Origin of the sequence: Actinoplanes sp. NPDC049681, assembly GCF_044465265.1 — a bacterium.
Lineage (GTDB): Bacteria > Actinomycetota > Actinomycetes > Mycobacteriales > Micromonosporaceae > Actinoplanes.
Genome location: NZ_JBITLP010000005.1, coordinates 420,649 through 435,248 on the forward strand (window position 1 = coordinate 420,649; position 14,600 = coordinate 435,248).

Annotated in this window: 9 protein-coding genes; 4 read left to right on the top strand and 5 right to left on the bottom strand. The window is 71.5% G+C overall.

Translation table 11 applies throughout. The annotated features are described in order from the left end of the window. Window positions 1–62: 62 nt before the first annotated feature. Window positions 63–515, top strand: coding sequence for a hypothetical protein (locus ACIBO8_RS20235; protein WP_396116791.1), 453 nt, complete (start codon window positions 63–65; stop codon window positions 513–515). A 22-nt stretch (window positions 516–537) separates the two neighbouring features. Here the strand turns inward: ACIBO8_RS20235 and ACIBO8_RS20240 are convergent, their stop codons facing one another. Beyond that, window positions 538–1,536, bottom strand: a complete 999-nt coding sequence (locus ACIBO8_RS20240) for a hypothetical protein (RefSeq protein WP_396116792.1) — start codon at window positions 1,534–1,536, stop codon at window positions 538–540. 170 nt (window positions 1,537–1,706) lie between these two features. Here ACIBO8_RS20240 and ACIBO8_RS20245 point away from each other — a divergent pair, with 170 nt between their 5' ends. Both ACIBO8_RS20245 and ACIBO8_RS20250 read left to right on the top strand, forming a co-directional pair. Then, complete coding sequence (locus ACIBO8_RS20245) at window positions 1,707–2,768, top strand: M14 family zinc carboxypeptidase (protein WP_396116793.1); 1,062 nt, start codon at window positions 1,707–1,709, stop codon at window positions 2,766–2,768. Further along, complete coding sequence (locus ACIBO8_RS20250; protein WP_396116794.1) at window positions 2,765–3,457, top strand: class I SAM-dependent methyltransferase; 693 nt, start codon at window positions 2,765–2,767, stop codon at window positions 3,455–3,457. Before ACIBO8_RS20245 ends, ACIBO8_RS20250 begins: the two co-directional genes overlap by 4 nt. Before the next feature lie 4 nt (window positions 3,458–3,461). Here the strand turns inward: ACIBO8_RS20250 and ACIBO8_RS20255 are convergent, their stop codons facing one another. The 4 genes from ACIBO8_RS20255 to ACIBO8_RS20270 form a co-directional block, all read right to left on the bottom strand. Further along, a complete protein-coding gene (locus tag ACIBO8_RS20255; protein ID WP_396116795.1) occupies window positions 3,462–4,247 on the bottom strand; it encodes a hypothetical protein in 786 nt (261 codons plus the stop codon). Between the two features lie 131 nt (window positions 4,248–4,378). Next, on the bottom strand, window positions 4,379–10,036 hold the full coding sequence (locus tag ACIBO8_RS20260) for a peroxidase family protein (protein ID WP_396116796.1): 5,658 nt from the start codon (window positions 10,034–10,036) through the stop codon (window positions 4,379–4,381). Window positions 10,037–10,179: 143 nt separating this feature from the next. Further along, window positions 10,180–10,965, bottom strand: coding sequence for a hypothetical protein (locus tag ACIBO8_RS20265; RefSeq protein WP_396116797.1), 786 nt, complete (start codon window positions 10,963–10,965; stop codon window positions 10,180–10,182). An 11-nt stretch (window positions 10,966–10,976) separates the two neighbouring features. Then, window positions 10,977–12,650, bottom strand: coding sequence for a multicopper oxidase family protein (locus tag ACIBO8_RS20270; protein ID WP_396116798.1), 1,674 nt, complete (start codon window positions 12,648–12,650; stop codon window positions 10,977–10,979). A 197-nt stretch (window positions 12,651–12,847) separates the two neighbouring features. On the opposite strand from ACIBO8_RS20270, the gene ACIBO8_RS20275 reads away from it, so the two are divergent. Beyond that, window positions 12,848–14,593 carry a BTAD domain-containing putative transcriptional regulator gene (locus ACIBO8_RS20275; protein ID WP_396116799.1) on the top strand — a complete coding sequence of 582 codons (1,746 nt, stop codon included), beginning with the start codon at window positions 12,848–12,850 and terminating at the stop codon, window positions 14,591–14,593. Window positions 14,594–14,600 lie beyond the last annotated feature (7 nt).

A 14,600-nucleotide genomic window follows, 5' to 3' on the forward strand; every position in this document is an offset into this window, starting at 1 on the left:
CCCGTCCGGCTCCGCTGGTTGGCTGAGTGCCGCACCACCCGGACAACCAGGAAGGACCGTCCATGTCGAACGTCCGTACCCGAGCCGCCGCCCTGCTCGGCACGATGGCGCTGGCCACCGGCGCCCTCGTCGGGATCTCCGCCGGCCCGGCCAGCGCCATCCCCCGCACGAACTACTGCGGGAGCGCGTACGGCTTCCTCAAATCGTGGCCGATCAACTGGCGCGCCTCGACCGGCGGCTACATCGACGTCTACTACAACAACACGAACGGCTACAACTGCGTCATCGCCCGCACGAACGACAGCGTCATCGACAGCGCCTGGGACATCGTCGTCGCCGCCCGCAAGAGCGGCGGCACCTGGAAGACCGACGGCGACAAGCCGGGCCAGCACTACACCAAGTACGCCGGACCGCTCTACGTCTACGCGCCCGGCAGCTGCATCGACATCGGCGGCAGCTTCGAGACGTCGGGCGGCGGCGGCGCCACCGGATACGACAACGTCCACTGCGGCTGAGCGCCGTCCGGCGCGCGGCTGATCAACGGTATCGGAGGTCGGCGGAGCTGCCGAACAGCTCCGCCACTTCCCGCGACAGCTTGGTCTCCAAATCCCGGATCGAGGTGTAGGTGATGCACCGCTGTCCCTTGATGTCGAACTTGAGATCGGAGGCGTCCCTGCACACAAGGACGGTCGGCACACCGCATCCCCAGGCGAAACCGACTTCGAGATAGACGTTGGGATTGGCACCGGTGACGTCGGCGACCACGAACTTCGCTTTCGCGATCCGGTCCTTGAGCCTTTCCACGACATCGCCCACGAAAGCCAGCTCGTCCATCCGCTCGCAGAGCATTCCGCAGGCACGCACCGACGGTGCGATGCCGTAGTAGAAATGATCATCGAAATTCTCGTCGAAAGGCATCGCCACGAAGGCATGGCTCCGCGCGCCCGAGTCGACGCCGACGGTACGGAGACGATCTCGTTTCTCCCGCCCGCGAGCATCCGTGTCCGTCGCGGCGGGCTCGACCCGCCGGTCCGGCAGCAACGCCGTCAGCAGTCGATCCATCCGCTCCGCTCGCCGCGGGTCCCGCTCCAGGAAGGTGACTTCCCGGAGGTCGGGCGAAGTCTCGCGAGCGGACACCGCTTCCACGATGCCGGCCACCTCCGAGTCGAAGGACTCCGCCTCGTCCAGCCCGAAGCCGGGGCCGTGCAGCGTCACACAGATCTCGCTGATCTCCATCCCGAGCCGGTGGGGCAGCGACACCGCTCGACGTCCGAATTCCCGGATGGCCCGGTAGTCGAACTGCGCCAGGCCGGAGACTCCCAGGAAGATCACGCATTCGGCGGCAATGGAACCGCGCGGCAGGACGACCAGATGAGCTCCGGGCAGCGGCAGGTCCGGTAACGCTATCCCGAGTGTCGCCCCGACCTTCGCGTCGACGCCGTAGGAATACTGCGCGTGCTTCACGACCAGCAACTGACTCGGTCGTACCAAGGCGTCGGCGACCTCGACGCGAATGTGAACGGTGGGCCGGTTCATCGTTCGTCCACACCCCCGGCCCGGCAGGAAAAGATCTATTCGGCGAAGCCCGTACCGGCCTCCAACCGCCATCATGGTACGGCGGCCCGGCGCCCGGAAGTCCCCGGATTCCGTACCGGTGTCCTAGTGTGACGCATAGCCATTCCTGGACATCGATCAAAGGGGATCCGATGAGGTCGAGGCTGTCCGTCGTCGCCGGTGCCGTCCTGCTGGGAGCCGCACTCGTCGCGCCACCCGGCGCGGCGGCCGCGCCGGGTGCTCCGCAAGCGCCGTCCGCCGCGCGGCTCGCCGCCGGTGTACCCACCGGTCTCATCCCGGACCGGCCCACCCCCCAGGACGTGGGCCGCGCACTGACCCGCGTCGCCCGGGCCGCCGACGGCCGGGTCCGCCTCGGCATCGCCGGCCGCAGCAACGAGAACCGCCCGCTGCGGCTGGCGACGGTCGGCACGGGGCCGGCCCGCCTGCTCTACGTCACCCAGCAGCACGGCGACGAACCGCTCGGCACGCCCGCCGCCGTACGGGCCCTGTGGGCGCTGGGCGTGCCCGACACCGCATGGCACCGGTGGCTGCGGTCCCGGGTCACCGTCGACATCGTCGTCCAGGCCAACCCCGACGGCGCCGTCCGCAACCAGCGGTACAACCACGACCCCGCCGCCACCGGCGAATACTCCGAGCCGGGCGTCGGCTACGACATCAACCGGTTCCACGACCCGCTCACGCCGATCGAGGACAACCCCGTACCCGAGGCGCGGGCGATCCTGAACCGGTGGCACGCCACCCGCCCGCAGATCGTGGTGGATTACCACATGCAGGGCCGCTACCGGCAACCCGACGGCCGCGAGACCACGGCCTCGATCCTGTGGCCGACCACCACGCTCGCGGGCGAGGCGGCGGTGGCGCGGTCGCGGCAGCTGGCGGTCCGGAACCACGACGCCATGACGTACCTGGCCGGCGCCTACGTCAGCCGGTATCCCGGCGGTGACTACGAGGGCATCGCGCGGAACGCGTACGGGATCTTGGGAAGCGCTTCTCTGCTCGTGGAGCTGTCCGACCTCCCGGAGGCACAGGTGGACTTCCAGATCCGCACCGCGTTCGTGTCGATGATCGCCACCGCCCAGGGCGCAGCGGACCGCAGCATCTGGCGAGCCGACCCGGCGCGCGCCGACACCATCCCGGAGCGCGGGCCGGCACTGCCGGGGATGACCACGCTGCGCCGCGCCGACGCCGCGTGACGCCGCGGGTCCGGGAGGTCCGTGACCGGCTCGCCCGGGAGGGGCCTGCCTGGACCCGGAACCACGAGCGGGACTTCGAGACGGTGAGCCTGCCGACGGCCGACTGCGACCTGCTGCGGGACCTTCTCGTGCATGAGAACGTCGGTACGGTCATCGAGGTCGGGCTGGCGTACGGCAGCTCCGCCCTCGCCATCGGGGAGGCGCTCGTGACAGTCGGCTCCCCGCGGCCGCGGCACCTCGTCATCGACCCGTTCCAGCAGGAGGAGTACGCCGGCGTCGGATGGGACCTGCTTCGCTCGGCGGGCCTGCACTCGATCGCCACCCTGGTGACCGAGCCCTCCTCGATCGCCCTGCCGCGGTTCGCGGGCGAAGGCATGACCGCCGACGCGGCGTTCGTCGACGGCAGCCACCGGTTCCACGAGGTGTTCCTGGACCTGTACTACCTCCGCAAGATCGTACGGCCGGGGGGACTCGTGGTCCTCGACGACGACTGGGCGCCGTCGGTGCGGACGGCAGCCCGCTACTACGAGCGAAATCTCGGCTGGACCGTGCTGCCGGACGCCTTCACCGGGGGCACGGTCGCGACCGTCGGCGGCGATCCCGCGGCGGAGGCGGTGCCGAGGTGCCGGGCGCTGCGGCTCCCCGATCCCTGCGTCGAGCCGCCGTTCGAGGCCTTCCGCCCGTTGTGAGCGGTCAGGGGCGGGAGGTGACGACACCGAGCGTCGCGTGGCCCAGGGAGCCGTCCAGCGGCCAGGTGCGGACGGTGAAGTCGCCGGTCTCGCGCAGCGGCCCGACGGTGAAGTCGCCCGGCCCGAACACCACGCCCCGATAGGCGACCGCGTCGCTCTGTGCCCGGCGTACCTCGATCCACAGGCCCGGTGACGCGCCGGCTTCGCGGGTGGTCATGGCGAAGCCCGTGACGCGCAGCGCGACGAACTGGTCCGGCGTACCCGGAAGGCGCAGGTCCTTGTCCTGGCCGACCCGGTCGTAGGTCACCTGCCGGCCGGGGGCGTCGATACGGGTGCCGCCAAGCACCTGCCGGGAGGAGACGGCGGCCGCTACCCGCAGGGTCGATGTGGCCTGGATCGGCGCCAGCACCAGCGTGTACGTGCCGTCGCGCGTCAGTTCCGGCACCGGCACCCGGAACGTCGGCCGCACCTCGGGGCTCTCCGCGCTGAAGACGGCGACCACGGCGCCGGTGGGATCGAGGACCGTCGCGCGGCTCGCGTAGCCTCGCCAGGTGCCGTCGTCGAGCGGGATGTAGAGGCCCACCGCGAGGTTCTGCCCGGCCCGCCCCTCGAACGGGTAGCAGACGGCCTGCCCGGGCCGGGTGGTGACGGCGTACGCGGTGTCACCGTCGACGGTCAGCGGGGCCCGTGTCTGGCAGGCGTCCGCGGTGGACGCCGCGGCCGGGGTGGCCGCGAAGCCCGTGGTCAGCGCGGCCAGCGCGACGGCGGCCAGGATCCGGATTCTCTTCATGTCTCCACCCTCTTCGGTGCGCCGGTCACCGGCCAGGGATGTCGACGAGTCTTCATAGGACGTTGTCAAGCGTTGAGAACGAGAAATCCGGCGGTGCCGCAGGAGCGGCGCCGCCGGATCTCGTGACGTGCTTACCGGACCTTCGGGGTCACCGTCCGGCCCTTGCCCGCCCCGGCCACGTTGACGGCCTGGACGGTGCACCGGTAGCGGGAGTTCGCCGCCCCGGTGAAGGTGAACGAGCGGGCCTTGCCGGAGACCGTCGTGACGATCGCCGCGCCGCGGAGGCTGCCGTCGGCGTTCAGCCGCTGGCGGGTGATCCGGTACGCGGTGACCGAGGCACCACCCGTCGAGGTGGGCGCCGTCCACCGCAGGGACGCGGTGCGCGCTCCCCCGGCCTTCCCGGAGGTGCCGGTGAGGCGCTCCGGGCTACCGGGAGCCGTCCGCGGCGTGACCGTGGCCGAGGCGCGGGAGAAGCCGCCCGTACCGATCTCGTTCACGGCCCGCACCCGGAAGCGGTACGCCTTGCCGTTGGCGAGCCCGGTCACCGCCAGGACGGAGGCCGTCGCCGGCGCCGTCCGGATGCCGCCCACCTGGGCGCCGGACGTGGTCAGCACCTGCACCTCGTAGCGGACGATCGGCGCGCCGCCGTTGTCGGCCGGAGCGGTCCAGCGGACGATCGCGAGGCCCTTGCCGGCCGTCGCCGCGCCGATCGACGGGCTGCCCGGCGCGGTGCGCGTGGCCGGCGTGCCCGGCGTGCCCGGGATGTTCGGCGTGCCGGGCGTGCCCGGGGTGCTGGGCGTGCCCGAGCTCGAGCCTCCGGCGGGCGGAGTCGTGCCGCCGGAAGTCGTCGTGCCGCCCGGAGTGGTGGTGCCGCCCGGAGTGCTGGTTCCGGTGCCGGTTCCCGGCACGACGCGGTTGGAGACCGCCGAGAACTCGCTCGCTCCGGCGGCGTTCACCGCGCGGACCCGGAAGGCGTACGCCGCACCGTTGTTCAGCTCCGAGAAGGTGAGCTCGGTGGCGTCCGCCGAGGCCACGTCCACGCCGAGCACCGTGCCGGTCTCATCCTCGAGCGCCTGCACCTCGTAGCCGTAGATCGCGGTGCCGCCGTCGTTCGCCGGCGCTGTCCAGTGGACCACGGCCGTGCCGTCGCCCGCCGTGGCGGTGCCGATGACCGGGGCGCCCGGGGCCTTCGGGAGGACCGGGTCGGTCGCCGGCGGGACTACGACCGGAGCCGGGTCCGTGGTGCCGGGGTTCGTGGTGCCGGGGTTCGTGGTGCCCGGGTCCGTGGAGCCCGGGTTCGTGGAGCCCGGGTTCGTGGTGCCCGGGTCCGTCGTGCCCGGGTTGGTGTCGACCGGTCCGGGCTGCTCGGGGGTGGTGGTGCCGCCCTCCTGCGCGCCGCCGTTCTTCGGGGTCCCCGTCTCGCCGTTCTCGGCGCCGTCGCCCTTCGTGCCCTGCGGTGCGGCGGCGACCGGGGTGACCGGCGCCGAGGCCGCGGTGAACTCGCCCGGGCCGTCGGCGGTGTTCGCCCGGATCCTGAAGGTGACCGGTACGCCGTTGCTGAGGTCGCGAACGACCAGGCTGCGGGCCGTGGCGGGCGCCTCGGTCAGCACCGTGCCGGTGGCGTCCGTGCGCTCGATGGTGAAGCCGGTGATCGCCGCACCGTCGGTGTTGGCCGGCAGCGTCCAGACCAGCGTGGCCTGCCCGTCGCCGGCGAAGGCGGAGATGCCCGCGAAGGCGACCGGGGCCGTGACCTCAACCGTACGGTCGGCGAACGCCAGCTTCTCGATGTTGCGCAGGGTGTCGGTGCCGTTCGGGCCGGACACGATCAGGGCGTCGCCGAAGGGCTGCACGGCGTACTGGTCGCTGGTGCCCGAGAAGACGGCCGTGTCCTGGCCCGCGGACGGGGCGGTAAGGATCTCCCGTACCAGGAAGATGTTCCCGGGGTTGATCCGGCCGGCGAAGACGTCGGCCTGGAGCTCGGCCATGCTGCGCGCCGAGCGGATCTCCTTGCCGTCCGCGTCGCGGACGCTGAGGCGGACGCTCAGGTAGCGGTCGCCGTCGATGATGTCGTTGCCGCCGCGACCCTCGATGGTGTCGTCGCCGGCGCCGCCGAGCAGGATGTTGCCCTCGCCCCACACGTCGCCGTGCAGGTCGCAGGGGCGCCCGGTCTGGTTCGCCACCGCCGAGGCCGGCGTCGGCAGGCTGGTCACCACCTTGTCGAGTCCGATGATCCGGGCGATGCCCGCGGCGTCCAGGGCGTCGCAGCCGAGGAAGCCGCCGCCGCCGACCTGCGACGGGGTCACGTTGTCGCCACGCAGCACGTCGTCGTGCGCACCGCCGGAGAGCGCCTCGACCTCGTTGTAGCGGTCGCGGACGCCGACCGTGAGGATGTCCAGCGGGATCAGCGGGAGGTCCAGGTCGGAGTTCATCGGCTGGTCGTCGCCGCCCTGGTCGGGGCTGGACGCGATGGACCAGTCGTAGCCGGAGCCGCCGGCGTTCTTCTCGATGCCGGGGCCCTGGACCCCGATGTCGTCGCCGCCCTCCATGTCGTAGTCGTCGTCGCCGCCCTGGCCGATGAGCACGTCGTTGCCGGGCTTGTTGGTGTCGTCGAGGAAGAACAGGCTGCCGCTGTCGCCCTGCAGCAGGTCCGGCGAGTTGCCGCCCTCCTCCCAGTCGTCTCCCGAGTCGCCCCAGGCCGCGTCCTCGCCGTCGCCGGCGATGAGGAAGTCGTCGCCCTCACCGGCGAAGGTGCTGTTGGCGTTGGCCCCGCCGTTGGTGAAGTCCTTGCCGGAGCCGCCGTTGACGACGTCGAGACCCGGGCCCGCGTCGATGGCATCGTTGCCGTCGCCGCCCTTGGGCATGTCGTCGCCGCCGAGGTCGGTGATGACGTCGTTGCCCTCGCCGCCGAGCGCCACGTCGTTGCCGGCGCCGCCCTCGATGACGTCGTCGCCCTCGTTGCCCCAGACGGTGTCGTTGTCGTTGCCGGCGGAGACGCGGTCGCGTCCCTCGGTGCCGTTGTAGACGGACTGGGCGTTGATGCCGGACGGGTCGACGCTGTTGCGGGCGCGGTACTTGATGGTGCCGTCCGGCATGCGGATCAGCAGCGCCTGCTCGTCGCAGTCGGTGCCCGGGTCGTCGGTGACCCGGTTGCCGGCGGCCGCGTAGCCCTCCGGCGTACCGGCCAGGTTGCCGAGCTGGAACTTGCAGTCGGAGGTGGAGAAGACGTCGGCCCGCAGGGTGTGAGCCGTCGTGTTGCGCATGATCAGCTCGGCGAACGAGTTGCCCTCCAGCTGGGTGCGCAGGTTCATGCCCGGCGTACGGGCCAGGTAGTAGAGCCGGTCGCCGTTCTGCAGGGCGGTCAGCTGGGTCTCGAAGACGTAGTCGAAGGTGCTGCCGAGCAGCCCGCCGAACGGCTGGGTGGTCTCGGCGAGGCCGCCCACCCACAGGTCGACGTCGTCGAGGCCGGAGGTGGCCGTGGTCCAGGCGCCGGTGGCGTTCATGAACGCCGCCGCGTCGTCCGGCGTCACGTCGCCCGGCTGCGGGTCGACGATCGCGCGGGCGGCCGCCCGCTTGCCCGCCACGGTGCTCGCGGCGCGGATCGAGGGGTGGCGGCCGTACGCGGCCACGAAGTTGATCAACGACTCGGGGTGCTTCAGGTTCTCGCCGAAGTCGACCCAGCTGCCGTACGGCGCCAGCCGGCCGTCGTTGGTGCGCTCGTACAGGCTGCGGCGCAGGGCGTTCAGCGACGGCACGCCCTCGGAGCGGCCCCGGGCGATGTTGATCGCGGCGAGGTCCATCGGCAGGCCGAGCAGGTTGTCGCGCAGCGTGTCGGTCATGAACTCGTCGAGCTCGTTGCCGACCTGGCCCGACATGCCCGTGACGATCTCGCCGGCCGCCTGCTCGGGGCTCATCGTGTGGCCGTTGGTGTAGGCGGGCGGGTTGAGGAAACCGTCGAGCAGCGACATCGAGTCGTCGGAGCCGTCGTCGGCGGTCCGGGCGATCGTCTCGGTCAGCATCGAGTGGCCGAAGCGGTAGACGGCGTGCGCGAACTCGGCGTAGATCGCCGGGTTGAGCTCGCTCTGGGTGAAGGCGAACGGCTGGAACGGGTTGATCGCCGGCTGGATCTTGCGGGCGAACTCCTCGAAGACCAGGTGCTGGTACTCCATCTCGTTGATGAACCGCGCGGCCTGGAAGATCCGCTCGCCGTTCCAGTCGTCGCCCAGCTTCCACTCGGCGAGCGCCGGGCCGCCGTCCTCGGTGAGGACCCGCTCGATGTCACCGACGAGGCGCTCGTGCTCGGAGTGGAAGATCTGGTGAATGGAGGTCAGGCCGATGTTCTCGTTGGCCCGGCCGTCGCCGGCGATGTAGTGGGCGTTCAGCATCTCGTCGTCGTACGTGCCGGCGGGCTGGCTCGCGAAGTCGGCGGAGGCGGTGCTGTCGTCGTCGGGACGCGGCGCCACCGGCGCAGTGGCCGGGTTGTGGTCGCTGTCGACCGGCGACGGGTCCGCGTTGTGCGCGATGTCGGTGAGGAACGGCGTGTCGAAGTGCAGCGTCTTCGCCGGCACCGGCACCGGGTTCGCCCGGTCGCCCTCGACCAGGCCGTCCGCGGTCACGTACTGCGGCAGGCCGCGGGCCGGGCCGGGGACGAACTTGCCGTACGCGTCGGTGAGGATCGTCGGCACGTTGAGCACGTCGGCGTCGGTGAGCGCCAGGCCCAGCAGGTCACGGGCCTGCTGCTTGGTCTCGGCCCAGGTGGGCAGGCCGCCGGCGGCGCCCGACAGCAGCCGGCCGGTGGCCACGGTACGCCCGGCCGGGTCGAGCGCGTACTCGCGGAGGAAGACCTGGTGCGCGGCGTGCGAGGTGTACGCCTGGGACAGGTCGACGAACGGGGTGTCGGTGTTCTCGGCGTCCTGCACGTCGTCCGCGGTGCCGAGCTTGCCGTCCTCGCCCGGCTGGTTCGCGGCGCGGGTCAGGGCCATGAACCGCATCGACGGGGGCACGTAGCGCGCGTCGCCCGGCTTCGGGTCGTCGGCCGTACCCGGGACGCGGTCGGCACCGGCGATCAGCGGGTCGTCGGCACGCAGCGGGACGATCACCGTGCCGCCGCCCTTGACGGTCTGGTCGATGCCGTGGTCGAAGAACTGCCCGAAGAGCGTGAACCACGAGTTGTACGGGGCGCTGAGCCCGACGTCGGTGGTCACGTTGGGGATGAAGAGCGTCTGGCCGTCGAGAGCCGGGGTCGCGCCGCCGGGGGTCTGGCTACGGACCGGGTTGCCGGCCGCCGCGACCGCCGCCGGGTTCGCGGCCGTCTGGTCGGCGATCAGGTTGCTGATCAGGCGCGGCTGCGAGTCGACGACGGTGTTGTTCGCCTTCTTGTCCGCGTACGTGGTGGGGAAGGCGGGGCTGCCGGGGCCGAAGAGGCCGGCCGGGGCGTTCTCCGCCGCCTTGAAGTCCTTGCCGCCCAGGCGGGGGAAGAGCTGGTCGGCCGCACCGTTCGTCTCCTGCCCGGCGACGAGGTTGTTGCAGGAGCCGTCGACCGTACGCAGGCCCATCGACAGCAGCGGGCTGGGCAGCTGGTTCGGCCCGGTGCCGAGCAGCGCGCCGCAGGGACCGGTCGCGCTCGTCGTGGCCGCCGCGTGGGCCTCGGCGATCTTGATCTGCTTGAGGATGTACGCCAGGTCGGCGGGGGTGACGGTGAAGCCCTGACCGGCCGGCGCCGCGGTGGCCGGCGTGGCGATCAGGGTCGTGGCGAGCAGGGCACCTACGGCGATGCTGAGGGGAAGCTTCATGGACGCGTTCTCCGGGGAGTCAGGGGGAAGCGCTTGATGGCACCCATCCTGGAGATCGCCGGTGTGGTCGCCCTCAGGTCTGCCTGAGCACGGGCTGAAGCCGCCCCCGGAACACCGGGGACGGCTTCAGCGCACGCCACAGGTCAGCCGTGGTGGCCGCCGTGACCGCTCGAGTGCTCGGACAGATCCGGCACGCCCTGCGACAGGTCCACGCCGGGCCCGGGCAGGTTCGGGGAGACCGATACCCGCTCGGCGGCCACGCCCGCGGCCCGCCCCAGCGCCTCGCGCACCGCGAGGACCTGGCCGTCGCTGATGATGGCCCCGAAGTAGCGCACCGTCAGACCCGACTCCTGCACCGTCGAGACGTAGTGGTTCAGCGAGTCCGACAGCATGCCCTCCCGGTCGGCGCGGTCCCGCACCTCGGCCGGTGAGATGCCCGGGGCGGGGACGACCGCGAAGGTGAGGTCGTGCACCAGCACCGGCTGGACCAGGTAGAACGCCACGGTGCGCGGCTGGTGGTCGCGCATGAAGGCCTCGGCGTCGGGAACCGACGTGTTCTCCGGCAGCACGAACGTCATCTCCGGCACCAGGTACTCGAGCATCTGCGGGCTGAAGACGGCGAACGTCGCCTCCGACAGCTCGCCCATGCCCGCCGCCCGCGCCGATGCCCGCAGCTCGCGGGTGATCTGCCCGCGATCCGCGCCCTTGGCGGGGTGGATCGCGATGGCCGCCCGCTCGCGCACCATGGCACCGTCGAAGGTCGTCGTGGCGAGCTCGTCGCCGGCGTCGTCGTTGACCACGCCGGCGGGCTTGAGCGCCGGCTCGGCCTCGGCGGTGGCGAACCAGCCGCCGGAGCGGAGCAGGAGACCGCCGCCCACCAGGATCAACGCGACCAGCAACACCCGCCACAACCGGGTGCGGAGCGTCATCAGGGCGGTCATCAGGTGCCCAGCGGGTAGCTGGGGGCGTACACGACCGGCTGCACGGGCTCCTCGTCGTGGTACGCGGCGTCCGATTTGACCGGGTCGTTGGTGTTCACGTCGCCCACCGCAAACTGGATCATCATGTCGTTGTCTTCGTGAATGAGGTTGTGGCAGTGCGTCATGTACCGGCCGCCGGCGTTGCCGTCGCCGGTGGTGAACTGCATGAGCGCGGTGACGGTCTCGTTCTCGCCCAGGTAGAAGACGTCCTTGCCGCCGCCCTCCCAGGCGTGCGCCTTGCCGTCCGGCGTCGTGTTCCGGGCGATGATCTTGGCGTCGATGAGGTGGATGTGCAGCGGGTGGTACCAGCCACCCGACTCGTTGACCAGGGTCCACTGCTCGACGTCGTACGGCTGCGGGTTGGCGAACACCCGCTGGAAGTTCGTCTTCTCGACGTCGTCCCAGGTCTCGCCGTTGACGGTCCAGATGCCGTGTTTGCGCTCCAGCCGCATGGTCCGGTGGGCCTTGGCCATCTCCGGCTTCAGCTTGCTGACCTCGATCGCACCCCGGTTCTGGAACGGCTGCGGGCCCAGGTCCAGCGTCTTGGGGATCACGTACGGGTCCGGACCGGCCGGGTCGGCGACGACCTCGAACTGCATGACCTTGCCGGTGTTGGCGAAGTCGATGTTGTTCTTGTTGCTGAGGTTGCGCAGTTCGATCTTCTGGCCCGGCTTGTACTTCCGGAAGTCGATGAGGATCTCGTACCGCTCCGCGGCCGCGTGCCGGTAGGAGGCGACGGCGTTGACCACGGGCGTCATGCCGGCGTCATTGCCCACCACGTACAGCGGGTCGCCGGTGCTGAGCGCGAACCGGTACGACCGCGAGATGCTGGCCACCAGCATCCGGAACCGGTACACCCGCGGCTTGACCCGCATCTTGGGCCACGGCACGCCGTTGACCATGATCACGTCGCCCATGAAGCCGGCGTTGTCACCGAAGTCGAAGGCCACCGTGCCGTCGGCGTTGAACGCCATGTCGCTGACGATGCAGGGGACGTCATACTCACCCTGCGGCAGCTGGGCGCGCTCGTACTGGTCGCTCAGGTGGTACTGCGCCGCGAGCCCGGAGAACACGTTCTGGGCGGTCGTCATGTGGTTGTGGTCGTGATACCAGAGCGTGCGCGCCTGCTGCCAGTTGGGGTACTTGTACGTCTTGCACTCCCCCGGCTTGGTCTGGTCGTTCGCGTACCCGTCGTACTGCGGGAGCGACGCCGAGCCGTGCAGGTGGGTGACGGTGCTGAACGGCTTGCCGTGCAGCGGGTTGACGGCCGGCAGCTTGTTCGCGATCCGCACCTCGCTGCGGGTTCCCTGCGGCACCTTGATGGTCGGGCCGGGGAAGATGCCGTTGTAGCCGGCGATCATGGTGGTCAGGCCGGGAAGGATGTTCGCCTGGGCGGTGCACTGGGTCAGCCGGTAGCGGTGGAACGGACCCTTCTCGTCGACGCCCTGCTCGGTCGGCATGAGCACCGGCGGGCGCCGGAAGAGGTTGGTGAACGGCGTGGGGGTGTTCTTCGCGGCCAGCGTGCTGGCCTTGGCGATCACCTCGCCGCCGCCGGCGGCGACGATCAGCCCTCCGCCACCGACCGCCAGCGCACCTTTGAGCAGGCCGCGCCGGCTCATGTTTCCTTGAGTCATCCGAACTCCCAGCGAGATACGAGCAGGTGATGCGAAACCTTAGGAACGGGCTCTGAGGTGCACCGTTGGAAATTCTGGAGGCGGGGCTGGATCGACGGGCGTCTCTTCAGCCCGGCCTCAGCGCGGAAAGCCCGGCGGCCCGGAATCGTTCAGCCCGGCCCTCCGCTGCCGATTTGAGCCCGGCGAGGAGGTGGGTGATGCGCGTCTGCGTGCTCGGACAGATGACGGTGACGGACGGTGACGGCGTAATCCTGCCCGCCGGTGAACTGCCGCGCCGTGCCCGGCAGGTGCTGGCGGTCCTCGCCGCCCGCCACGACCGCATCCAGTCGAAGGACGCGCTCGCCGACGCGGTGTGGGGCACGAAGCTGCCCGGCAACCACGTGGCGGCCCTCGAGCACTACGTCTCGGTCATCCGGCGGCGCCTGCAGCCCAGCGGCAACGCCGGGTCCTGGTTCATCGTGACCCGCAACAGCGGCTACCTGTTCGACACCAGCCGCGCCGCGCTCGACCTCGCCGAGCTGCGCGCCGCGATCCGCAGCCTGGACGAACTGCCGCCGGACGGTCAGGAGCGCCTCGCCGCGCACGCCGGAATCCTCACCCTGGCCCGGCAGCTGCCGTTCCCCGAGGACCCGTACGCCGACTGGGCCGAGGCCGCCCGCTCCGAGGTGCAGTTCGCCGCCGTCAACTCGCTGCTGGAGCTCGCCAAGGCCGCCCTGGCGAACGACCCCGCGCGCTCGCTGCGCCTCGCCCTGGACGCGATCGAGATGAGCCCGTACCTGGAGTCCGGCTACGAGGCGGCGATGGCGGCCGCGGTGGCCATGGAACGCCCGGACGAGGCGCTGCGCATCTTCGACCGCTGCCGCCGGGTGCTCGACGAGGAACTCGGTGTGCCGCCGTCGCCGGGGCTCGTACGCCTCCAGCGCGCGGTGCTGGCCGAGCGGCACGCCGTCACGGCCGCCGCCGAGCCCGCACCGGAGCCGGATCCGCGCCCGGCGAAGCGCGCGCCCGCGCTGCGCAGCGTGCCGGCCCCCGTGACCCAGGAACGCTTCCTGGGCCGGACCACCCAGCTGAGCGTGCTGTTCGGCCCGGACGCGCCCCGGATGGTGCACGTCGTCGGGCCGGTCGGCTCGGGCAAGTCCGCCTTCCTGGCCGAGGTCGCCCGGCACGCGCCCGGCCGGACCGGCGTCGGGCACGGCGGCGCGTCGGCCGGTGTGCTGAGGCTGGCCTGGCTGCGTGCCGCCCTGTTGGATCTGGGCGCCGACCCCGACGTGCTCGCGGTCGTCGACGCCGCCGCCGACCGGCCGCTGCGCCGCGACGAGCTGGAGCTGATCGGTACTGTCCTCGCCGGTCCGGAACCGGCGTACCTGGCCGTCGACGACGCCGCCGACCTGGACCAGGTCAGCGTCGCCGAGCTGGCGTGGCTCAACCGGCACTGTCCCACGCTGCGCATCGTGCTCACGTACTGCTATCCGTCCCAGATCGTCGGCCGCCCGCTGGCGACCCTGAACACCCCCGTGGTGCTGCGCCTGTCCGCGCTGACGGCCGACGAGCTGAAGCCGCTGGGCGATCCCGGCCTGGCGGAGCGCAGCGGGGGCATCCCGGCCCTGGTGGCCGTCGACTCCCAGCCCGCGGAGATCACCCACGCGGTGGCGATGCAGATCGCCCGGCAGCGGACGCGGTGGATGCCGGAGCTGGCCTGGGAGGTGCTGCGGTCCTGCGCGGTGCTCGGCCCGCTGAGCACCGCCGACCTGGCGCCGATCACCGGCCGCACGGTGCCGGAGCTGCTCTCCTGCATCGACAGCCTGGTGCACGCCAACCTGCTCAGCGAGGGGCCGGAGGGCGAGGTGCGGCACCGCAGCTCGGTGATCCGCGACGCCATCGCCGAGCAGGTGTCGTCCGCCTCGAGCGCGCACCTGCGCAAACAGCTGGCGGCGGCCTCCTGAGTTCGGA

What these genes read in the sequence shown, in the direction of transcription:
- ACIBO8_RS20270 (WP_396116798.1), bottom strand. Translation starts at nt 12,650, where the DNA reads ATGACTCAAGGAAACATGAGCCGGCGCGGCCTGCTCAAAGGTGCGCTG.
- ACIBO8_RS20235 (WP_396116791.1), top strand. Translation starts at nt 63, where the DNA reads ATGTCGAACGTCCGTACCCGAGCCGCCGCCCTGCTCGGCACGATGGCG.
- ACIBO8_RS20240 (WP_396116792.1), bottom strand. Translation starts at nt 1,536, where the DNA reads ATGAACCGGCCCACCGTTCACATTCGCGTCGAGGTCGCCGACGCCTTG.
- ACIBO8_RS20265 (WP_396116797.1), bottom strand. Translation starts at nt 10,965, where the DNA reads ATGACGCTCCGCACCCGGTTGTGGCGGGTGTTGCTGGTCGCGTTGATC.
- ACIBO8_RS20275 (WP_396116799.1), top strand. Translation starts at nt 12,848, where the DNA reads ATGCGCGTCTGCGTGCTCGGACAGATGACGGTGACGGACGGTGACGGC.
- ACIBO8_RS20255 (WP_396116795.1), bottom strand. Translation starts at nt 4,247, where the DNA reads ATGAAGAGAATCCGGATCCTGGCCGCCGTCGCGCTGGCCGCGCTGACC.
- ACIBO8_RS20260 (WP_396116796.1), bottom strand. Translation starts at nt 10,036, where the DNA reads ATGAAGCTTCCCCTCAGCATCGCCGTAGGTGCCCTGCTCGCCACGACC.
- ACIBO8_RS20245 (WP_396116793.1), top strand. Translation starts at nt 1,707, where the DNA reads ATGAGGTCGAGGCTGTCCGTCGTCGCCGGTGCCGTCCTGCTGGGAGCC.